This is a genomic window from Embleya sp. NPDC050154, assembly GCF_044460165.1.
In the GTDB taxonomy this organism is placed as follows: Bacteria; Actinomycetota; Actinomycetes; order Streptomycetales; family Streptomycetaceae; genus Embleya.
This window is the reverse complement of sequence record NZ_JBITJP010000029.1, coordinates 130,642-151,883: the sequence shown is the minus strand read 5'-3', so window position 1 is coordinate 151,883 and position 21,242 is coordinate 130,642. Positions and strand designations below refer to the sequence as shown.

Below are 21,242 nucleotides of genomic sequence, written 5' to 3'. Positions count from 1 at the left end.
CCACGAACTTCCTGGCCGGCCTCAAGAGCGTGGACATGTACGACTGGGCACCGACCATGGACGTCCTGTCCCTGGACAGCTACCCGGACCCGAACCTGGACCACGCCCACATCGACGCGGCGATGAGCTACGACACCATCCGCTCCGCCGGCGGCGGCAAGCCGTGGCTGCTCACCGAACAGGCGCCGTCCGCCGTCAACTGGCGCTCCCGCAACGCGGCCAAGGCCCCCGGCCGGATGCGGCTGTGGAGCTGGCAGGCCGTCGCACAGGGCGCCGACGCGATCATGTACTTCCAATGGCGCCAGTCCCGGGGCGGCGCGGAGAAGTTCCACTCGGGGATGGTCCCGCACGCCGGCGTCGACACCCGCGTATTCCGCGAAGTGTCCTCACTCGGAAACGAGTTGGCCCGCGTACCGGAACTGGTCGGCACCCGGATCCACAACCGGGTCGCGTTGTTGTCCGACTGGCACAGCTGGTGGGCCCTCGAACTCGACTCGCACCCCTCCGAAGCAGTCCGCCACCCGGACCGCGCACTCGACCACTACGCACCGCTGTTCGACCTGGGCGTGGGGGTGGACGTCGTGCATCCGAGCGCCGACCTCTCCGACTACCGCCTGGTGATCGTGCCGAGCCTGTATCTGCTGTCCACCGAACACGCCGACCGGCTGGCTCGCTTCGTCGCCGACGGCGGTTCGCTGGTCGTGTCGTTCTTCAGCGGCATCGTCGACGAATGCGATCGGGTGCACCTGGGGGGCTACCCGGGGCCGCTGCGCGAGGTACTGGGCATATCGGTCGAGGAGTTCTGGCCGGCCGACGCGGGCGCGGTGTTCCCCGTACAGGGGGTTTCCGGGTCGGGTGACGCGCCGCCGACGGGTACCGGCGACCTGTGGCGCGAGGACGTCACGCTCAAGGGCGCGCGGGCCGAGTTGGAGTTCGCCGGCGCCGAGTGGGCCGGCCGGCCCGCCGCGACCGTGCACACGCACGGCGCGGGCATCGCGCGCTACATCGCGACCCGCCCGGACTCCGCGACCATGCGCGGCCTGATCGTCCGAGCCTGCGCGGACGCGGGCGTCGAGCCGGTACTGCCGGTGCTCCCGCGCGGCGTCCAGGCAAGCATTCGCACCGGCGACGGGTACGACGTACTCGTCCTGCTCAACCACACCGGCCACGCACACGAGGTCGAACTCCCCACCCCACGCCGGGATCTGCTCGCGGATGGCCAACCGACGACGCGCCGCGTCACCCTCGCCCCCCAAGCCGTGGCCGTCCTGGGCTCGCACCCCACCGAGCCCGCACCCACCACCGCCCCCGAATCCGCCTGACCACCCCACAGCCGAACCACACCGGACTGCCGCGCACCGCAACAACCGCACGGCTGCACCACACCGCATCACCGCGCACCGCACCAGTCGCGCTGCCGCACCGCACACAACCCTCATCCCTCAATCGAGGCAGGTACCGATGCATCGCACCAGGCACCGACTACTCACCCGCCCCGCCCTCGCCCTGACCGCGCTGACCGCCATGGCCGCCGGCCTCCTGATCGGCCCCCAAGCCGACGCGGCCGCCCCCACCGCACAGGCAACCGCGCCGACCACCTCCCCGGCGTCCGCCCTCGCCGCCTCCTGGACAGCTCCCCTGTCCGCGAGCGGCCGCTGGATCGTCGACGCGAACGGCAACCGATTCAAGCTGCGTTCGGCGAACTGGGCCGGCGCCCAGGGCACCTGGAACGGCTCGGGCGACATCGCCGACCCCGCGAACCACCACAGCGGCGAGAACGCGAACGGCATGCCGCTCGGGCTGGATCGGGCGAGCCTGCCCGCGATCCTGGCGGGCTTCCACGCGGTCGGCGTCAACAGCATCCGGCTGCCCTTCTCGAACGAGATGCTGCACGCCACCGCGACCGTGCCCGACGCGGCCGTCGCCGCCAACCCGCAACTGCGCGGCAAGACCCCGCTCCAGGTGTTCGACGCCGTGGTCGCCGCGCTGACCGCGGACGGCTTCGCGGTCGTGCTGAACAACCACACCGGCACCACTCGTTGGTGCTGCGGTGTGGACGGCAACGAGCGCTGGAACACCTCACGAAGCACCGCCGAATGGGTGACCGACTGGATCACCATGGCGAACCGCTACAAGACCAACAAGCGTGTGGTCGGCGCCGATCTGTACAACGAGGTCCGGCGCAACATCACCGACGACCCGAACTGGGGCTGGGGCAACGACAAGGACTGGCAGGCCGCGTCGCTGGAGGCGGGCAATCGCATCCTGACCGAGGCCAACCCGGATCTGCTGATCATCGTCGAGGGCATCAACTGGACGGGCGTTCCGGTCGACTTCCTGCCGCACGGCCGCCCCACGTTGACGCCGGTGCGCACGCTGTCACACACCCTGGTCGACCCGAGGAAGCTGGTCTACTCGGCGCACTTCTACGGGTACACCGGCCCCAACCACAGCGGTGCGTACGGCCTGGGCGAAACCCACGACGCCCGCTACCAGGACCTGACGCGTGATCAACTGTTCGCCGAGATAGACCGATCGGCGCAGTACGTGACCACCGACGGGCAGCACCACACCGCCCCGGTGTGGATCAGCGAATTCGGCACCGGCGCCGAGGAGAGCGATCCGGTCGCCCGTGCCTGGTTCACCAACTTCACGGACTACCTGATCGCCCGTGACCTCGACTTCGCCTACTGGCCGCTGGTCGGCTGGAAGGGCAACGGCCAGGGTGACTCGTGGGCCCTGCTGCGCTTCGACCCGAACGGCGTGCGCAGCGGCATCGCGGACGACCCGACCGACTGGCGTACCGCCGCCTGGACCAGGCTGGTCGGCGCGACCGGGCGCACCGGCACGATCGCCGCCTCCGCGCGCTGGAACATGCTCAATCTGGACCACGCCGACGCCCAGCCCTCGCTGCGGATGCGGACCCGGCCGGACTGGGACTCCGGCGCCCGCAAGGGCGTCTGCCCCGACGGCGAACGCGTCATCGGCCTGGCGCACACCGGCAACCGAGGATTGTGCACCGACACCGGCGGCCCGGACCTGTCCCCGATCGGCGCCGGCTACACGGTCGTTCGCGACGAGTCGTACGTGCAGAACGACTGGGCCACCGGCTACACCAAGCTCGAATGCCCCACCGGCCGGATGATCACCGGATACAGCGTGCGCGGCGCGGCCGTCTCCGCGATCCTGTGCACCCAACCGACTACAACGCTCGGCTCCTCGTCCCGCACGCTGTGGTTCGACCGGGGCGACAACCGACCGGCGGGCAACCCCGGCGGCGAGTTCGCCCCCGGCGCGTACAAGGGCCAGTGCGGAGCCGACGAATACGCGGCCGGCGTCGCGTACACCGGCCGGATCGGCTCGACCAGGACCCCCGACGCCCTCCTGTGCAAGCGCCTGACCTGACCCGACCGACCCACCCCGGCCGCGTCGCCCCGTCTCAGGGGCGGCGCGGCTGTGTCCGGGCGGGCAGCCTCCGGTCCGGGCGCCCGGGCCCTCGGCAGGCATCAGGTGGCCCCTCCCGGCACCCGCCCGCTCAGCGGGTCGGGGTCGGCGGCTGTGGCGGACCGGCGGGCGGCAACGTGGACGTCACCGGCGGCTCCCGCGTCCAGATCATGTCGGGATCGAACGTCACCGGCACCTCCTTGAAACCGGTCACCTTCCCCCGCGCGGCCAGATTGACCTCGGGGTCCACCCAGAGCTGCCAGAACGGCTTCAGGGTGAGCTCCTTGAGCCGAGAGAGCGGCAACGGCGGCTTCTCCGACGTCGCGACGGCACTGTTCCCCACGTACTCGGTCGTCTCCGTGATGGAGACCTCCACTCCGTCCGGACGCACCACCCGCACGGAGCGGGTGATCTGTCCGCCCAACCCATCCTTCCCGTTCCCGCCCAGGTAGGTCGGGATCGTTTCCACGGCGTATCCACGCGTGCCGTCCGGTTCGACGATGGCCGTACAGCGGCCGGCCACGCTGTCCGTGTCGGGGCAATCGGGTCCAGTGGTCTTCGGGGTACTCGCCCACACCGACACTCGAAGCAGCGTCGTTCCCTTGCCGTTTTCCAGCGTCACGCCGGCAAAGGCGCCCACCCGGATCCCCGCACCGCCCGACTTCGGGGAAAGCACGCTTCCGACCGGAACCCGCTGCACGGCGCCGAACTCCGGCTGTTGCAGCAGTATCCGCGCGAGTTCCTGTGCCGAGACCGGCTCCTTCCCGGCCGGTGCGGAGATCCCGGATCCCGGATCCGAGGTCACACTCGGCGTCGGCGAACCTGTGGGCACCCCCGCCGCTCCCGACGCCACCCGGCTCCTCGGCGCGTCCTCCGTGCCGGTCGCCACCACCACGCCGGTGCCCGCCACGGCCAGCACCGCCGCGACGGCGGCGCCCATCCGGAGCCGACGGGCCCGCCGCATCCGCCGACCCCGAGCGATCCCTCCCGCGACCAACCCGGCCGGCAGCGCCAGTTCCGACGCCGCCGTCCGCATCGCGGCGGCCAGTTCCTTCTCCTCAGATCTCGGGGTTCCCATCGGCCTGCTGTCTCCTAGACGTCCGTTCGACCACATGTCCTACCCCACCCGGAGGCCGTGTCGGCAGGCCACCCGATGCCCTCTCGGATCGCGCGCCCGCACCGTTCCCGCCCGGCACGCCGCGATGCCCGCACCGCCCCACTCGGCGCGGTGTCCGACCCGGCGAGCGTCCCATCGAAGCCCGCCCCGCGTCGCACGCATACCCACTAACTACAACGCAGTGGACCCCCCGGCCCGTCACGTGATTTCGCCCGGAATATCAAGTACGGCTCATATCCTGGCGATCGCACGAGACAACCGTGACCTGCCGGCCCGACCCGGCGCCACGCCCCACCGGCTCCGGCGTCCACCAGGACGGTCGGCTCCCACCGCCTTGCCCCGAGGCAACGGGATTCGGCCGCTCGGGACCGATGACGGCGCGCCACCGCGGGAGTCTTACCTGCGGACCCTCGACCGCGTTCCCGCACGAGAAGGTGGCCCGATGACCAGCCCGGCAGGCAATCTGCACGAACTCCTGAAGTCCCACGTCGACACCGGAGCGCTACCGGGCGCGGTGGCCCTGATCGCACACCACGACCGCGTCGACGTCCAGGCGGTCGGTTCGCTCGACGCCGCCGGCACCCTCCCGATGGGCCGGGACACCATCTTCCGCGTCGCGTCGCTCACCAAGCCGGTCGTCGCCGCCGCGATCATGACCCTGGTCGAGGACGGTCGATTCGCCCTGGGCGACCCGATCGGCCGCTGGTTGCCGGAGTTGACCGCGCCGAACGTGGTGCGTACGCCGGGCGGGCCGATCGACGACGTGATCCCGGTGACCCGTCCGATCACCGTGTTCGACCTGCTCACCTTCCGAGCCGGATACGGCTTCCCCTCCGACTTCTCGCTGCCGGCGCTCGCGCCATTGTTCACCGAGTTGGGCCAGGGACCGCCGCGGCCGCAAGCGGTCCCGGACCCCGACGAGTGGTTGGCCAGGCTGTCCCGGATCCCGCTGCTGCACCAGCCGGGCGTGGCCTGGCTCTACAACACGTGCTCGGACATCCTGGGCGTGCTGATCGCCCGGATCTCCGGTCGGTCGTTGGCCGATTTCCTGGCCGAGCGACTGTTCGAGCCCCTGGGCATGGTGGACACCGGCTTCTCGGTGCCGGCCGCCGATCTCGATCGATTCGCGTACTGCTACCGCACCTCGCCGACCGGCGGCCTCGATCTGATCGACGCCCCCGAGGGCCAATGGAGCAGCCCGCCCGCCTTCCCCTCCGGCGCCGGCGGCCTGGTGTCCACCATCGACGACCTGCACGCCTTCACCCGGATGTTGCTCGCCGAGGGCGGCGCCGCCGGCCGGCAGCTGCTGACCCCGGCGTCGGTGCGCCGGATGACCACCGACCACCTGACCGCGCCGCAGCGGGACGCGTCCCGGCTCTTCCTTCAGGGCCAGGGCTGGGGCTTCGGCGGGTCGGTCGACGTCGAGCCCATCGACCCCTGGAACGTCCCGGGCCGCTTCGGTTGGGTGGGCGGCACCGGTACGGCGGCACACGTCGTCCCGTCCACCGGCACGGCGACCGTCCTGCTCACCCAGGTCGAACTCTCCGGTCCCACACCCCCCACCCTGATGCGCGACTTCTGGCGCCTCGCCTCCGGCTGAGCCGACGCCCGCCGGCTCGCCGGGTACCGGTCATCCGCGGGCGGCGACCGGCCGTCGGCGTGCACCCGACGCCCGACGGCCGGTTGCCGGCGCATCGTGCCGCCCCGGCCCGCGCCGAACGTCGCCCACCCCAGGAATGTCTCGTCGACACCACGCGTTGGGCCACGACATGACGACACCGGACGCCGGAAAACCCCTCCGCTACACCGCCTTCTCCGCCGACCCGGCCGGCGGCAACCCCGCCGGCGTCGTCTTGGCCGCCGACGGTCTCACCGATTCGGCGATGCTCGCGATCGCCGCCGAACTCGGCTACTCCGAGACCGCGTTCCTCACCCGGTCCACGGCGACCGACCCCGCCGCGCCGGCCGCCGACGCCTCCCGCGTCTTCGACGTGCGCTATTTCAGCCCGCTGGCCGAGGTCCCGTTCTGCGGGCACGCCACCGTCGCCGCCGCGGTCGCCGTCGCCGAGCGGATCGGCCCCGGCGCACTCGTCTTCGCCACCCGCGCGGGCGTCGTCCCCGTCGACGTGATCGCCGAAGCCGACGGCACCCTGCGCGCCACGCTGACCAGCGTCGAGCCGCGGCATTCCGCGGTCCCGGCCACCGACGTCGCCGAGGCGCTGGCCCTGCTCGGCTGGGCCGTCGACGACCTCGACCCGGCCATCCCGCCGGCCTACGCGTACGCCGGCGCCCACCACCTGGTCCTGGCCGCCGCCGGCCGGGCCCGGCTGGCCGATCTGCGCTACGACTTCGACGGCCTGGCCGACTTCATGCGGGCCCGCGACCTGACCACCCTGCAACTGGTCTGGCGCGAGAGCGCGGACACCTTCCACGTCCGCGACCCGTTCCCGATCGGCGGCGTCGTCGAGGACCCGGCCACCGGCGCCGCGGCGGCCGCCCTCGGCCACTATCTGCGGGCCCTGGACCTGGTCCCCGCGTCGACCACACTCACCCTGCATCAGGGCGACGACCTGGGCCGGCCCGGCGTACTGACCGTCGACCTCCGGGCCGACGACCCCCGGGTCCGCGTCTCCGGCGTGGCCGTCCCGATCCCGGACTCGCTCGGCTGAGGTCACCGACCGTGACCGGCCGCGGGGTTCGCCAATTTGTGCCGGCACAGGTCCAGACCATTGACCGCCTCGAAGCGGGCCTCCTAGCGTGATCGAGCGCACCCCGGTAACGAAGGCACGCGACTCGCGCAGGTCGCACCGATGCGGTCCGCACCCGGACCGTGTGGCTGCACGTTCGGATGCGGATTCGACGGTCCCATCGACTCGACGACCACGTCCCGCGGTACCCGGGCGGGTCGGTTCGAGGCCGCACCGAGCGGGTCGGCCAGTCCCGGCACGACTTCGTTCACGAGGAGAAGTTCCATGCGCAAGAGGACCATCCTGGCCACGCTGAGCGCGGCGGCGGTCGCGCTGCCCTTCATGATGCTGCCGTCCTCGGCCTCCGCCCACGGGTTCGTCTCCAGCCCCAAGAGTCGCTCCGCGCTGTGCGGCGAGGGCAAGGTCAAGAGGTGCGGCCAGATCCAGTGGGAGCCGCAGAGCGTCGAGGGCCCCAAGGGCTACCCGGCGGGCGGACCCGCCGACGGGAAGTTGTGTGCCGGCGCGGACGGCCGATGGGCCCCGCTCGACGACCCGCGCGGCGGCGCCTGGCCGACCACCACGCTCACCTCCGGCGCCACGTTCAGCTTCACCTGGGAGATCGAGGCCAGGCACTCGACCAGCACGTTCCGCTACTACATCACCAAGCCGAGCTGGAATCCCACCCAGCCGATCAGCCGCGCGCAGATCGAGAGCACGCCGTTCCTGACCGTCCCGTACGGCGGCGCCCTGCCGGCCGCGCACACCGTGCACACCGGCACCCTCCCGGCCGGCCGCACCGGCCAGGCGCTGATCTTCGCGGTCTGGGACGTCGCGGACACCGACAACGCCTTCTACTCCTGCTCCGACGTCAAGTTCTGACCCGGATCCGCCGGTCCGGCGGCCACGCCACGCCATACTGCGCCGCGCCACGCCGCCGGGCCGGCCCCCGAGGGCCGACCCGAGATCCGCGCTCATCCCGGCTGCCCCACCACCCGTACCCCACCACCCGGGCACCCCACCGCCCCGACAACGGCGGATCGTGGCTCACCGCCGACAATCCCGCATCACCGGACGCGCGATACCGCTCCACCACACCCACCGGCGCGGCGATGGTCGACGCAGCCGACATCGAGCTCATCTCATCGCCCACCGGACACCTCGGCCGCAACACCAACGCCCTCGCCAGGCAAGCGCGTTGAAGCCGACCATCGCTCACCTGATCGCGGCGCGGCACGAACGCGCACCCGGCCCGCGGCGCACTCGGTTCCGGCGGCATGCCGGGAATCGGTACGAACTCCCGCTCGGGCAGCGCCGCGAGTAGCCCGCGCGTCCGGATGCCGAGGCCCGGCACGCCGAACGGCGCGTCGGCCGGCGCCGTCTCGACGGTCCTCCCCGCGTACATCACCGCCGCCCGATCCGTGATCCGCGCCGCCCCGGCCGGGTCGTGATCGACCGGCAACACCGCGCGCCCCGCGTCCGCGGGTCGAGGCAACCCGTTCGCGGTCCGCGCAGGCCCGCGGCGTGCGCGAGCCGGTTGTCGAAGAGCTCACCGTCGTTGCCGTGGCCCGAGATCGGGCCGAGCGATTCGCGCTCCCGGCCCACCCCGATCACGATCGCGTGCGGACCCTTCGCCTCGCCCGTCGAGGGCACCGCACCCGCGCGGCCCGCCGCCGCGAGGGTCGCGCCGACGAGCCCGGCGGCGAGTACACCGCGTCGACGGTCGGTAAAGGAGAGGTAGCGCACATTTCGTCCTCGGTCGTCGCCGGTGGCTGACGATGGTTGTGGTCGAGCCCGGGTGGTTACACATGGTTCGCACCTTGCGAGGGGTTCGTAATGGGCGAACCCGGCGCAGCCCATCCGTCCGGCCGGACACGCCCCGGGGGACGGTTGGTGGACCTCCATCGGACAGCACCTGGAAGGATGGGCAGGATGGAGTGGGCACGGTTCGCACGGTGACGGGAGCAGGCGTGGTGGTCGGATCCGCACGACGATCCCTGGGGGTCGGCCTTCCGCTGTCGATCACGCTCGCGCCGCTGCTCCTGGCCGTGCTCCCGGCCGCGTTCGCCGGCGGCGAGACGCGCCCGTGGCGTCGCCGCAAGGACGCCGCCCGCTCGGCCGCGCTGGCCGCACGCGAGGCGGCGGGCGAGGCGTTCCTCCAGCTCGACACCGCGCAGCGGGACATGATGCTCTCGCTGGAGACGGTCCGGGCGGTCCGCGGCGCGCGCGGCACCGAGGACGCGCTGCGCGCCTTCGCCGCGGTGAGCCTGCGCATCGACGAGGCCAGCGCCGCGTACATCGCGCTGATGGACCGTCATCCGCTGGACGTCGAACTGGAGACCGACGAATACGAGGCGGCTCGCCGGGAGTTGACCGAGACCGCACGCAAGCTCGACGCGGTCCGCCAGGACCTGGACCGGTTCGCCGGTTCGCTCGGCCCACTGCTCGCCGACGCCGAGCACGCACTGGGCCAGTTGCCGCCGGCCGTGGATCGGGCCCGCCGCGCCGCCGCCGAGGCCGCCCAGGCGGTCGCCGACACCGAGCGGGCGGGACTGGGCACGAGCACGCTCACCACCCGCCTGGCCGCGATCCGTAGCGACCTCGCCGAACTGGACAAGGGCCCGGCCGCGCTCGGCATCCCGGGCACGCTGGAGGTGGCGGGTCGGATCGAGACCTCGGCCGGCGAACTGCGCGCCGAGGCGGAGCGGCTGCCCCGGCAGCGCGAGGAGGTGACCAACCGGCTGTCCTCGCTGCGCACCCGCGCGCAGGCCCTGGAGTCGCGACTGGCCGGCGTGGAACCCGCCCTGCATCGGCTGCGCCGCGACTACGTGCAGTCCTGCTGGACCGACCTCGAACAGGTGCCGGCCAAGGCCCGACAGTCACTGGGCGTAGCGCACGCCCGCCTGGAAGAGGCAGGCGCCTCGGCCGGACGCGGGGAGTACGCCGACGCGGTGAGCCGGTTGGCCACCGCGCGGGCCACCCTCAAGGAGGCCGACGAGGCGATGGCCTCGGTCTCCGACCGCCTGCGCGCGCTGGAGGAGGTGGCCCGCGACCCCGAGGCCGAGTTGGAGCGCACCCGGTTCGCGCTGCGCGACGCCCAGCGGCTCGCGCTCGGCGGTCGGGCCAATGCCGAGGAGCGCTACGCCCGCCGCCTGGACGCGTTGGTCTTCCGCCTGGAGGCGATCGCCGCCGAGCCGGAGCAGCCGCGCCCGAACTGGTGGCGCTTCCTCAGCGAGACCCGCGCCATCCGGGCCGAGGTCGCGGCCACGGTGCAGGTCATCCGTGAGGACCGAGCCGGCCCCGGACCGCACTGACATCACTCGACATCACGTCGCGTCAGCAATGAAAATCAGAAAAGCGACATTAGCCGCATATACCACACTTTACGCAACTCAGCGTAGTGAAATCGTTGCGATGTTCGACCAGTCGGGTAAAGAATCGGCACCATCACCCACCTTCCCGAAATTTAAGGTTTAAAGTCGTCGGACCGGCCGACTTCGGGACCTTGATCCCGATTCACGGGTCCGACACCCCCGTGTGCCGCGCCGTCGACCACGATGCTGACACCGGGAAGTCGCACATGCCCGTGCTCTTGATGCTCTTGTTCGCGCTTCTCCTCGTCGTTCTCGCGCTGCCGAACCTGCGCGCGCTGCGGCGGGAGCCGCGTACCGCCCCCACGCTGCCGCTGCACACGAACGACATGACCGACATGCATCGCATGATGGTCCTCGCCTACGAGGAGGAGCGCGCGGTATTGCATCGCCAGGCGGTCACCTGGCTGCACTCGCTCGGCCGCGGTCCGCTGCGGGTGACCGACGCGCAGGCGGCGAGCGGCAATCGGGGCTGCGACCTGGTGACCCTCGGTGACGGAACGGTGCTCGGCCTGTCCTCGACCGGGCTGGTGATGCACGAGCTGTGCGGCGCGCTCGACCGGTTCACCGAGGTGGCGCTGACCCGGGTGCGGGCCGCGCGGGACGGCTTCGAGCTGACCTTCGACATGGAGTGCGGCCGGCAATTGCACGCTCGGGCCGAACTACTGACCGTCCGCGGCGCCTGCGTCTGACCCGGCCGGCGAGCCCCGCTCCGAGCCTCGCTCCGGGTCCGGGTGGACGCCCTGCTCCGAGCCCGTCTCCCGGGTCGGCGACACCCCCGCCCACCGCTCCACCACCGCGTACCGCCCGAGCCCACGCAGCGCCACGGTCGCGGCATAGCCCACCCCCGGCGTCAGGTCGTACATCCGCACCGCCTCCTGCTCGCGGTGCGGATGTCGGCTTTCCGGGTCGGCCCACGCACCGCCCGAATCCCCCGCGGCCGGCACGGTCGACGGCGGATCCGGCCAGTCCAGCAGCCGAGGCGGCTCACCCGCTCCGGACACCGTCAGCGTGCGCGGATCCACCGTCAGGCCCAGCCCGTACACCTTCAGCAGCGCTTCCTTGCGGGTCCACCGGGTGATCGCGTCCACGGCCCGCGACCGGGTCGGAAGCCGGGCCTGCGCGGCCAGTTCGGTCGCCGACAAGGTGCCTTCGACGGTGGCGATCCGCTCCACGTCCACGCCGACCTCGGCGCCCTCGATCACCGCGAGCACCACCCGCTCGCCCGCGTGCGAGATGGAGAAGTCCAGGTCGGCCGGGCCGCCGAGGACCCGCGGCTTGCCCCGGTCGCACCCGCACAACCGACACGTGGTGTCGAAGCGCACGTCGCCCGGGGCCACCTCCAGCCGAGCCGCGAGCACACCCCGGGCCAGCGCTCGGGCGGTGGCGAACCTGGCCTGATCGGCGGGCCGCCGATAACGCTCGTACCTGGCCCGCTCGGCGCCGTCCAGCCAGGCCCGCGCGACCGCGTCCGGATCCGGCTCCGCCCACCACACCACACACTCGGCAGGATCCACGGCGCTTCCTCTCCCTCGTCGCGGCCCATTCAACCGCGCCGGACCCGAGGCCGTGCCTTCAATCCCCGCCAAAACCACCGACACCACCGAGCGCACCGACCACCGACGACCGACAACCACCGATCACGGAGACCACCGCGATCATCGACCGCCGGCGCGGTGACCACTGGTCACCGGTCACCGACCACCCGTCACCGCACCGGCGACCGGCTCCGCTCCAGCAGCCAGGCCGCGATCCGCTCGCCCGCCGACACCCCCTGCTCGGTGAGCGCCTCGACGTGCGGCGCACCCCAGTTCGTCTCGGCCAGCTCGCCGTGCCCCGGGCGCACCCCGGCGTCCGCCGCGCGCAGCAGTTCGATGTCCAGGAGCGAGTCGCCCGCCGCGAACACCGCGTCCGCGCCCGCCCGCCGGGCGACCTCGCGCACCGCATCGCCCTTGGTCAGGGCCTCCGGGACGAAGTAGAGCTTGCGGCCCTGGAGCGAGACGCCGTAGCCGCGCTCGGCCGCCCACGCGGTCGTCTCGGGTACGAACTCGGGCGGCAGGTCCGCGCGTTCCACCACCAGATAGGTGAACAGGTCCTCGGCCACCCGGAGTTTGTGCGTCCACTCGGGACGGGCGACCCGTTCCAGGTGGGCGACCACCTCGGGCAGCGGTGCGGCGTTCGCGGCCAGCGTCTTGCGCACACCCGCCTGCCAGTCCGGGTCGCTCTCGCCGTGCACGAGCAGGTGGCCGCCGTTCGCACAGATCGCGAACTCCGGCGCCCGGCCCGGCAGGACGATCCGCGCGTACTGCTCGCGGGTGCGGGTCGTGGTGGGCACGAAGGTGGTGTGCTCGGCCAACTCGGCGAGCAGCACGGCCGCGCCGCCGGTGACGAACGACATGGGCGCGCCGTCGTACACCTCCACGCACACCAACTCGGGCGTCGGGTCCGCGGCCGCCAGGCCCAGTCGGGCGGCGGCCTTCGAATAAATGAGGGTGCGGTCCAGGTCGCTGGCAACCACGATGCTCACGCGTTGCCCCCGTCCCGACGAAAGCCCGGTTTGACCAGGCCCACGCACGAGTACGGCAGGTCGTCCACGTCGACCACCGGCACTTCGCGCTGGGCGGCGAGCATCCGCACGTGGTCCAACTCCGCGCCGACACCCTTGCGGGCCAGGATCTGCCACGGAACCCGGCGCAGCAGCACCCGCGTGGTCTCGCCGACGCCGGGCTTGATCAGGTTGATGTTGTCGATCTCGTACTCGGCACCGATCCGCTCCACCGCGCGCCATCCCTCCCAGGTAGGCGACCGGTCGCTCGCGGCCAGCAGCGGCTGGTCGCGCGCCACGTCCTGGGCCACCGCGCCGAACCGCGCCGTGACGGCGTCCAGGAACAGACCGGAAACGTCGACATCGGCCAGTTCGGCGTAGAACTTCGCGCCGTGGAAATCGTCCGGACCGATCAGGTCCTCCCGCAGCACGGTGCGTGAAACCAGCCCGGACACTGTCGAGTTCAAGCACGCGGAGGGGATCAGGAAGTCGTCGCGGGTGCCGTAGGTGCGCACGCACGAGCCCGGGTCGGCGAGCACCGCCAGTTCCGGGTCGAAGCGCATGCCGGTGGTCTGGGCGGTCAGTTCCAACGCGTCGGACAGTTCCCGGGTGATCGCGCCCTTGCCGGTCCAGCCGTCCACGAAGACGATCCGCGACGGGTCGAACTCGCGACCCAGCCAACGCAGCGCGGTGGTGTCGATGCCGCGTCCGCGCACGATCGACACGGCGAAGTGCGGCAGCGTCAGGCCGTGCGCGCGCTCGGCCCAGCGGCGCATCAGCACACCCACCGGGGTGCCCGCCCGGGCCAGCGAGACCAGCACCGCGTCCCGGCCGCGCTCGGCCAGGATGGTCTCGGTGACCACGCCGACCGCGTGCGCGATCCGGTCCGCCGAAGCGTCCAACGCGGCGTGGAACAACGCCTGGTACTCGGGCGAGGGCTGGTATTCGATCGGCAGCGACTCGGCGTAGTGCGCGCCCGCGTGCTGGATCGCCTCCTCGCGCTCCTCCAGCGGCGCCTCCAACTCGACCGCGGACAGGTCCTTGAGCAGCCACGCGACCTCGTCGGCGGCGTACGAGGAGAACGCGGGCCCGTACAGCGGGTCCGGCAGCTTGCCGGTGTCGTGCCCGTGCGGGCTCGGCTGGTGGTTCATGACCTGCGCACCTCGGGGGTGAAGGAGGGGACAACGAGCAGACCGACGTGGTCGGTGACCCGGGACAGCGCGTCCAGCAGGCCACCGGGCGCGTGCAGTTCGGGGGTGTCGGCGACCGAGTCGACGACGATCAGCACCTCGTCGAACCGCCGCGCGGGGTCGGTGCCGGCCGCGACGTTGTACGCGTAGCGGGCGCCGGGACCGTCGGCGGGGTCGTCGTGGGACGGGAATTGCAGCCGGGTGCGGATCGCGTAGCCGGGATCGTCGACCGCGAGCACCGGCGAGCGGGTCGTGGTCGAGTAGCGCACCTCGACGTCCGCACCCACGTGTTCGGCCAGCGCGCGGGCCAACCGCAGCGGCGTGTACATCAGTTCCTCGAAGCCGAGCACCAGGATCCGCCGACCGAGCACCCGCTCGGCCAGCGCCGCGCCCAGCGCCGGCAACGCCGCCTCCAGCGCGTCCTGGTCGGCCTGGGTGAACCCGTGCCGGCCGCCGTCGGGCAGGTCGGCGGGCCAGTCCAGGTCGAGCGTGCGCACGCGACCCGCCCCGCCGCTCTCGGACCGCTCGTCGTCGTGCGCGGCCACCAGTTCGGTACCGCGCACGAGCACGTCCTCGGGCAGCGCGACGGTGCCCGCGGCCAGGGCCACCACATCCACCCGGGCGCCGAGTTCGGCCGCGAAGACCTCGAACTCGGCCCGGTCGGCCGGGCCGCGCACGTCGATCAGCGCGGCGATCACGTAGTGCGCGCGCGGCGCGACCGCGTGCAGCGCCCGGATGGTGTTGGCGACCGTTCGCCCGGTGGACAGTTCGTCGTCCACCAGGACCAACGGCCCACTTTCGGTCAGCAGTTGCGGATCACTCGGCAGGATCAGGTGCGAGGTGGCGTGCGAGTGCTCCTCCTCGAACGCACCGAACTGCGCCACCCCGGCCACCGGGCGCCGGGTCGAGTGCAGGTAGGTCGCCCCGGGCAGCACCTCGGCCACGCAGTGCCCCAGCCCTGTGGCGGTCTCCGCGTACCCGAGCACCACCGGCGTCGGCTCGCCGGCCAGTACCGCCGCCACGCGCGCGCCCAAGTCGCGACCCGCGTCGTGGACCACCTCGGGTCGTTGCGGGATGTGCTTGCCGAGCACGGTGGACACCAACAGGTGGGCCCGGCGCGGGTTCCGCCGCAGCGCGAGCCCGACCAAAGCGTCGAGTCCGTCCCCCGCGAGCGTCACGTCGAGCCGCTCGGCGACCCAACTCCCCGACCAGGTTTCCATCCGATGTTCCCTCAACCCACGAACCCGCTTCCCTGATACCCGATCGAATCCCACCGCCCCGAGACGCCAGGCCCCGGCGGCCGGTTCACTCCATGCCGGCCGCGAGCAGGTCGACGAAGGTGACCTCCTCGCGCGCGACGCCGAAGGCGTGCGCCCGGCGCAATATCGCCTGGGCCCAGGCCCGGTGCGGCTTCACCTCGTTCATCTTGTTCGTGTACGCCGAGCGCAGCACCCCGCCGCCGGCCGCGCTCTCGGCCAGGATGTCGGTGGCGTCGCAGTACTCCTCGTGGGTCACCACGGACATCGCGTGGATCACCGCCACATGGCTGGGGTGGATCGCGGTCTTGCCGAGCAGGCCGTTGGCCTTGTCCAGTTCGAGTTCGCGGATCAGCCCGTCCAGGTCGGCCGAGATCAGCCGGGTACGCAGTTCGACCGCCTCGTCCGGGTCCTCGGCCTCGGCGAACGGGGTGCGCCGCAGTTGCGGTTTGAACAGCCGCTCGCCCTGCGGGAAGTACTCCCACACCGGTCCACTGATCACGTGTCCGGTGCCGTCCGCGCGGCCGAACACGTTGACGATGTCGCCGATCAGACCGGCCACCAGGTGCACGTCGTACGCGGTCAGATCGCGCGAGCGACGCAGCGCGTACGCCGACTGGAAGTCGGTGGCGCCGATCCGCACCGCCAGGATCCGGTCCCGGTGCGCGCCGATCAGTTCGGCGAGTTCGGCGAGCACGGCGCGCCGGTGTTCGATGTAGGCGATGGACGGCGATTCCAGCACCGGCATCGCGTACAGCGGGCGCCCGCTCATCGCGATCGCCTCGTCCAGAGCCTTGAGGTAGCGCGCGCCGCTGTCCGGCTCGAACTTGGGCAGCACGAACCCGGACAACACGCGCAGGGTGTCACCGAGCCGCTCGGTCAGGTCGGTGATCTGCTCGGGGTGCCGAACCCGGATGAACAGCAGCGGGCCCTCGACTCCGGAGCCTGCGAATTCGGCCAGTTGCTCGACCAGGTTCTGCTCGGCGCCGACCACCTCGCGGTCGTCGATCGAGTCCTCGAGGCACAACACCATCGAGGTCACACCGCGGGCTGCCTGCTTGACGATGTCCGCCGCGAGCGTGCCACGCGTAGCGGGGCTGTAGAGCGTCGCACCGAGCGCGGAGGCCAACACGGCGGGGTCGCTGTCCCGGTCGAAGGCCCCCGGCGGGCGGTGGAACAGATGATCGCGGACCGCATCGTCCAAGTAGCCGAAATGCCGCATCGTGTTCTGATCCCCCTCGACTGACGGTGGTGGTGGCAAAGGCGCGACGGGGCGGGAACCCGTACGCGCCCTGGTTTGTTCCGAAGGCGCATTCGCGCCGAGCCGGTGAGCCGCCGGCAGGCGCTGCCTACGGTAACCGAAAAGCAAAATCGAAGACGTACGATCCGGTTATAGGACCATGTGTTCACACAATCGTCACGAGCACGCCCCACGTTGAGCGCACCTCCTTCGGGACGGCAGGATGGGCGCATGACCCAGGTGATGTCCAAGGGAGCGAATACGGCCCTCCCTGCCCGGTCCGTGCGCGTGGTCCTCGAATGGCGGCCGGGAGCCGGTGTTCCGGACATGGACGCCTCGGCTCTGCTGCTCGGCGCGGACAACAAGGTGCGCGGCGACCACGACTTCGTCTTCTACAACCAGCCCCGGCACCCGTCCGGCATGGTGGTGCACGAGGGCAAGAAAACCGGGCCCGACCGCTGCACGGACGGTGTCCGGGTGGACGTCGCCGCCCTCGGCGCCGATGTGCAACATGTGATCGTGGCCGCGTCCGCGGACGGTGGCACCATCGGTTCGGTGCCCGGCCTCGTCCTTCGACTGTACGACGCAGACGGCGGCGGCGAGCTGCTCAACTTCCCGATCGCCGGAGCCACCAGCGAGACGGCCTTCGTATTCGGCGAGATCTACCGGCGCGGCGACCAGTGGAAATTCCGCGCGGTCGGGCAGGGCTACGCGAGCGGTCTCGCGGGCCTGGCGACCGATTACGGGATCAGCGTCGACGACGAGCCGAGCGCCTCGACACCGGCTCCCGTGCCGACGCCGCTGCCGCCGGTGCACCAGTCCCCGCCGAGCGCGCCCGCCCCGCCGCCGCCCCCGACGTACCGCGACGGCCCGCCCGCGCCGCCCTCGTACCAGGAGCCGGCTCCCACCGCCGTGTTGCCGCAGCCGCACTACGGCCAGGGCACGCTGCCCGCCCCGCCCGCGCACCGGCAGGCCCCACCGCAGGGCGTGCTGCCCCTCTCCGGCAACACGCCGTACGGCGGCGCGCCCGTGCCGCCTCCGCCGCCGCGCCACGACGGCCCGATGATCCCGCCGCCACCGGCCCCGCACACGATCGGCGGGCCGCCCCCCGGCTACCCGCACACCCCCTCCGGCGGCGCGTCGGTCCCGCCGCCCCCCGCACACGGCGGCACGCCGCCCCAGGGCTTCCCGCCGCAGGGCACGCCGGCGCACGGGATGTCCTTCCAGACCCCGCCGGGCGTGATGCACATGCCTCCGGGCGGCCCGCAGCTACCCGCGCCGGGCCAGTACCCGCCCGCCCCCGGCGGGCCGGGGCAGCCCGGACCGTACACGCCCTCGCACGGCGCTCCCATGCCGCCCGGGATGACCCCGCCGCAGGGCATGGGCATGCCGCCCCAGCAGCAGTACCCGGGCACGCCACCGCAGGGTCAGGGCGGTCCGCCCCAAATGCGCCGCCTGGACACCCCGCCGCAGGGCCCGCAGTTCCAGGGCTGAGCAAACGACGCCCGGACGTGAAGGCCGCCGCACACGCGGCGGCGTTCACGCCCGGGGCCGCCACCGGCAGGCGGTCACCAAGCGGTAACCGGTCGGGCGATCACTTGTAGCCGCGCGCCCACAGCAGCCCCCACCCGTACTCACGGTCCAGCTCGGCCTGGTATCCGTGCACGTAGCGCACCTCGCGCCGCACCACGATCTCGTCGCCGTGGTTCTCCACCACCGCGACCGCGCAGGTGTGCGCCTCGCGCGCGTGCTCGTCCAACCGCACCTCGATCGGCAGCCCGGAGTTCGGGAACAGCGTGACCACCCCGTTGACCTGGTCGAACGCCGGGATGCCCTCGTAGATGTAGACGAAGATCAACAACCGGCGCACGTTCCGCGCCTGGTCGATGTTGATGAACAACGTCTCGCCCGAGGCCGAGCCGGACCGGTCGTCGGTGTCCAGCCGCACGTACGGCGGCTGGCTGAAGGCCCCGTAGAGGTTGCCCAGGGCCTGCACGACGCCCTTCGAGCCGTCGCTCATTTCCCACATGCAGCCGAGGTCGAGGTCGATCTTCTGCGGCAGCGGCGGCGACTGCACCGCCAGCGGGCGGAACAACCCGCCGCTGCGCTGGCGCGGCGGCGCCTCCTCGACCTGTGGGTTCCAGTGCAGATTGACCCGCAGCGTCCCGGTCGCGGAACCCGCCTGGGTCAGCGAGACCTCGGGCGTCGAGCGGGTCAGCGCGACCTTGTGCCCGCCGTGCTCGGGCTCGCGCTCCATCAATCCCCGACGCCAGTCGAAAAGCGGCATCAAGCCCTCCCTGATCCCCCGGCCGGTGCGCGTACGCGTAGTGGCGGCTTCAGTACACAACATAACGGGGCCGGAAAAAACCGGTACCGCGCCCGAAGCGGTGCTCGGGCGCGGTACCGGTCGTGATCCCGCGGCGGGACGCGGGGTGCGGTCGAAGGCTAGGCGTCGACCTTCACACCGCTGTTGCTCTGCCCCGGAACATGGCCGATCCGCTTGTTGCGCATGATCGAGGAAACCAGCGCGACGCCGATGAAGCCGACCCCGACCAGGCCGGTGATCACCTCGTGGATCTCCCACTTGATCGACACCAGCAGGATGGTCGCCAGCGCGCCGATCGCGTACATCGCGCCGTGCTCCAGGTACACGTAGTCGTCCAGCGTGCCCTGGCGCACCAGGTAGACGGTGAGCGACCGGATGTACATCGCGCCGATGCCCAGACCCAGCGTGATCATCAGCAGGTCCTGGGTGATCGCGAACGCGCCGACCACACCGTCGAAGGAGAACGACGCGTCGAGCACCTCAAGGTAGAGGAACATGAAGAACGCGGCCTTGCCGGCGGCGAGCTGCACGGGCTTGGGACCGCTGCGACCCTCGGCCTTGGCCGGCTCCGCACCCTCCTCGGCCTCGTCCTCGCCCTCCTCCTCGTCGTTGATGTGCGCCAGCGTGCCGTGCGTCTCGAAGTAGTCCGAGAGCCCGCCGACGCCCAGGTACGCGATCAGGCCGAGCACGCCGGCCACCATGACCGTGCCCTCCTTGTGCGCGGGCGAGAGCGTCTGCGCGGTCACCACGAGCGCGATCAGCGCGATCAGCGTGGACAGCACGTCGAAGTTGCCGAGCTTGCCGGTGACGCGCTCCAGCGGGCCGATCCACTTGTGTTCACGCTCGTCGTCGAACATGAAGTCCAGAAAGATCATCAACAGGAACAGGCCACCGAACGCGGCGATCGCCGGGTGCGCCTCGTCCAAGTGCTCCGCGTAGGTCATCCCGTCGATCATCTTGTCGTCGTGGAACGCGAGGTCCACCACATCCACCGGACCGATTCCGGCGGTAAGACTGACGATCAGCAGCGGGAAGACAAGCCGCATGCCGAAGACGGCGATCAGAATACCGATCGTCAAGAACATCTTCTGCCAGAAGGCATTCATTTTCTTGAGGATCGTGGCATTTACTACAGCGTTGTCGAAAGACAACGAGATCTCGAGGATCGACAGGATCAGCACGATGCCGAATCCGGTCGCCCCCCAGAAATACGCGGCGACGGCGAGACCGGCCACCGTCACGCCGAACGACCAGCCGAACGTACGGATTACCACGGATGAGGTCCTTATCTACCTGGGGATTGCATCTCCGGGTGGGTCATCAGGAAGACCGGCCCTCACTCCCCCACCCGAGAGACTCGGAAAAGGCGTCAGGGCCGGCCCCACCGGGTGACCGACCCTGACACACACCGTCAGTACGTACTCATTGCACGCTGACGCCGAAGTCGAGTGCGATCCCCCGCAGGCCCGAAGCGTACCCCTGCCCTACCGCGCGGAACTTCCACTCCCCCTGGTAACGGTAAAGTTCTCCAAAGATCATGGCTGTCTCGCTTGACGCATCCTCGGTAAGGTCATATCGCGCGAGTTCGTTGTTGTCCGCCTGGTTCACAATCCGGATGTAGGCGTTGCGGACCTGTCCGAAGGTCTGCCCACGCATCTCGGCATCGTAGATCGAAACCGGGAAAACCACCTTCTCGACCTGGTCGGGAACGGCCATCAGATCGACGAGGATCACCTCGTCGTCACCGTCACCGTCACCCGTGAGGTTGTCGCCGGTGTGCTCGACCGAAGCCTCGGGGCTCTTGAGGTTGTTGTAGAAGACGAAATAGTCGTCGCCGAGCACCTTGCCCGCACCACCGCACAGCAGCGCACTCGCGTCCAGGTCGAACGAGGCGCCCGTGGTGGCGCGCGCGTCCCAGCCCAGACCCACCAAGACATTGGTGAGATTGGGTGCGGCCTTGCTCAACGAGACGTTTCCGCCCTTGGCGAGGGTGACCCCCATCGATTCCTCCTGATCGTCGTACATTCGCTTCAACCTTGCCATGCCCCCGACCCGGCGGGACCCCCTTT

16 protein-coding genes and 1 pseudogene are annotated in these 21,242 nt (G+C 71.3%); 8 read left to right on the top strand and 9 right to left on the bottom strand.

What is annotated here, in order from left to right; translation table 11 throughout:
* Together ACIBSV_RS41985 and ACIBSV_RS41980 are read left to right on the top strand one after the other, a co-directional pair.
* On the top strand, positions 1–1,322 hold a 1,322-nt coding region (locus ACIBSV_RS41985), incomplete at its 5' end, for a beta-galactosidase trimerization domain-containing protein (RefSeq protein ID WP_395872754.1).
* Between the two features lie 139 nt (positions 1,323–1,461).
* Positions 1,462–3,405, top strand: coding sequence for a glycoside hydrolase family 5 protein (locus ACIBSV_RS41980; RefSeq protein ID WP_395872753.1), 1,944 nt, complete (start codon positions 1,462–1,464; stop codon positions 3,403–3,405).
* Between the two features lie 130 nt (positions 3,406–3,535).
* On the opposite strand, the gene ACIBSV_RS41975 is transcribed toward ACIBSV_RS41980, so the two are convergent.
* A complete protein-coding gene (locus ACIBSV_RS41975) occupies positions 3,536–4,522 on the bottom strand; it encodes a hypothetical protein (RefSeq protein ID WP_395872752.1) in 987 nt (328 codons plus the stop codon).
* 481 nt (positions 4,523–5,003) lie between these two features.
* Between ACIBSV_RS41975 and ACIBSV_RS41970 the strand changes: the two genes are divergently transcribed.
* From ACIBSV_RS41970 to ACIBSV_RS41960, 3 genes are all read left to right on the top strand, one after another.
* Complete coding sequence (locus tag ACIBSV_RS41970; protein WP_395872751.1) at positions 5,004–6,161, top strand: serine hydrolase domain-containing protein; 1,158 nt, start codon at positions 5,004–5,006, stop codon at positions 6,159–6,161.
* A 169-nt stretch (positions 6,162–6,330) separates the two neighbouring features.
* Positions 6,331–7,230: a PhzF family phenazine biosynthesis protein gene (locus ACIBSV_RS41965; RefSeq protein WP_395872750.1), complete on the top strand. Its 900-nt coding sequence runs from the start codon at positions 6,331–6,333 to the stop codon at positions 7,228–7,230.
* A 303-nt stretch (positions 7,231–7,533) separates the two neighbouring features.
* Positions 7,534–8,127 (top strand): lytic polysaccharide monooxygenase, encoded by a 594-nt coding sequence (locus ACIBSV_RS41960; protein ID WP_395872749.1) that lies wholly within the window; start codon positions 7,534–7,536, stop codon positions 8,125–8,127.
* 522 nt (positions 8,128–8,649) lie between these two features.
* Here the strand turns inward: ACIBSV_RS41960 and ACIBSV_RS41955 are convergent.
* Entirely contained in the window at positions 8,650–8,991 is a 342-nt protein-coding gene (locus tag ACIBSV_RS41955) for a hypothetical protein (RefSeq protein ID WP_395872748.1), read from the bottom strand.
* Positions 8,992–9,200: 209 nt separating this feature from the next.
* Between ACIBSV_RS41955 and ACIBSV_RS41950 the strand changes: the two genes are divergently transcribed.
* Positions 9,201–10,559: a hypothetical protein gene (locus ACIBSV_RS41950; RefSeq protein ID WP_395872747.1), complete on the top strand. Its 1,359-nt coding sequence runs from the start codon at positions 9,201–9,203 to the stop codon at positions 10,557–10,559.
* A 266-nt stretch (positions 10,560–10,825) separates the two neighbouring features.
* A complete protein-coding gene (locus tag ACIBSV_RS41945) occupies positions 10,826–11,308 on the top strand; it encodes a hypothetical protein (protein WP_395872746.1) in 483 nt (160 codons plus the stop codon).
* Here ACIBSV_RS41945 and ACIBSV_RS41940 read toward each other — a convergent pair.
* The 4 genes and pseudogenes from ACIBSV_RS41940 to ACIBSV_RS41925 form a co-directional block, all read right to left on the bottom strand.
* Positions 11,279–12,133: a 4'-phosphopantetheinyl transferase family protein gene (locus tag ACIBSV_RS41940; RefSeq protein WP_395872745.1), complete on the bottom strand. Its 855-nt coding sequence runs from the start codon at positions 12,131–12,133 to the stop codon at positions 11,279–11,281. The genes ACIBSV_RS41945 and ACIBSV_RS41940 overlap by 30 nt on opposite strands.
* Before the next feature lie 191 nt (positions 12,134–12,324).
* Entirely contained in the window at positions 12,325–13,143 is an 819-nt protein-coding gene (locus ACIBSV_RS41935; protein WP_395872744.1) for an HAD family hydrolase, read from the bottom strand.
* Positions 13,140–15,571, bottom strand: a pseudogene (locus ACIBSV_RS41930) (phosphoribosyltransferase). The gene ACIBSV_RS41935 and the pseudogene ACIBSV_RS41930 overlap by 4 nt, the downstream one beginning before the upstream one ends.
* An 85-nt stretch (positions 15,572–15,656) precedes the next feature.
* Positions 15,657–16,829: an HpcH/HpaI aldolase/citrate lyase family protein gene (locus ACIBSV_RS41925; RefSeq protein ID WP_395872743.1), complete on the bottom strand. Its 1,173-nt coding sequence runs from the start codon at positions 16,827–16,829 to the stop codon at positions 15,657–15,659.
* Positions 16,830–17,078: 249 nt separating this feature from the next.
* Between ACIBSV_RS41925 and ACIBSV_RS41920 the strand changes: the two genes are divergently transcribed.
* On the top strand, positions 17,079–18,341 hold the full coding sequence (locus tag ACIBSV_RS41920; protein ID WP_395872742.1) for a TerD family protein: 1,263 nt from the start codon (positions 17,079–17,081) through the stop codon (positions 18,339–18,341).
* Positions 18,342–18,441: 100 nt separating this feature from the next.
* On the opposite strand, the gene ACIBSV_RS41915 is transcribed toward ACIBSV_RS41920, so the two are convergent.
* The 3 genes from ACIBSV_RS41915 to ACIBSV_RS41905 all read right to left on the bottom strand — a co-directional run bounded on the left by ACIBSV_RS41915 (position 18,442) and on the right by ACIBSV_RS41905 (position 21,174).
* Entirely contained in the window at positions 18,442–19,134 is a 693-nt protein-coding gene (locus ACIBSV_RS41915) for a Tellurium resistance (protein WP_395872741.1), read from the bottom strand.
* 158 nt (positions 19,135–19,292) lie between these two features.
* Complete coding sequence (locus ACIBSV_RS41910; protein WP_395872740.1) at positions 19,293–20,447, bottom strand: DUF475 domain-containing protein; 1,155 nt, start codon at positions 20,445–20,447, stop codon at positions 19,293–19,295.
* A 148-nt stretch (positions 20,448–20,595) separates the two neighbouring features.
* Complete coding sequence (locus ACIBSV_RS41905; protein WP_395872759.1) at positions 20,596–21,174, bottom strand: TerD family protein; 579 nt, start codon at positions 21,172–21,174, stop codon at positions 20,596–20,598.
* Positions 21,175–21,242: the final 68 nt, after the last annotated feature.

Bases quoted from the DNA above. Each gene is read 5' to 3' on its own strand.
- ACIBSV_RS41920 (WP_395872742.1), top strand. From the start codon at position 17,079: ATGACCCAGGTGATGTCCAAGGGAGCGAATACGGCCCTCCCTGCCCGG.
- ACIBSV_RS41945 (WP_395872746.1), top strand. From the start codon at position 10,826: ATGCCCGTGCTCTTGATGCTCTTGTTCGCGCTTCTCCTCGTCGTTCTC.
- ACIBSV_RS41960 (WP_395872749.1), top strand. From the start codon at position 7,534: ATGCGCAAGAGGACCATCCTGGCCACGCTGAGCGCGGCGGCGGTCGCG.
- ACIBSV_RS41970 (WP_395872751.1), top strand. From the start codon at position 5,004: ATGACCAGCCCGGCAGGCAATCTGCACGAACTCCTGAAGTCCCACGTC.
- ACIBSV_RS41965 (WP_395872750.1), top strand. From the start codon at position 6,331: ATGACGACACCGGACGCCGGAAAACCCCTCCGCTACACCGCCTTCTCC.
- ACIBSV_RS41975 (WP_395872752.1), bottom strand. From the start codon at position 4,522: ATGGGAACCCCGAGATCTGAGGAGAAGGAACTGGCCGCCGCGATGCGG.
- ACIBSV_RS41980 (WP_395872753.1), top strand. From the start codon at position 1,462: ATGCATCGCACCAGGCACCGACTACTCACCCGCCCCGCCCTCGCCCTG.
- ACIBSV_RS41915 (WP_395872741.1), bottom strand. From the start codon at position 19,134: ATGCCGCTTTTCGACTGGCGTCGGGGATTGATGGAGCGCGAGCCCGAG.
- ACIBSV_RS41905 (WP_395872759.1), bottom strand. From the start codon at position 21,174: ATGGGGGTCACCCTCGCCAAGGGCGGAAACGTCTCGTTGAGCAAGGCC.
- ACIBSV_RS41925 (WP_395872743.1), bottom strand. From the start codon at position 16,829: ATGCGGCATTTCGGCTACTTGGACGATGCGGTCCGCGATCATCTGTTC.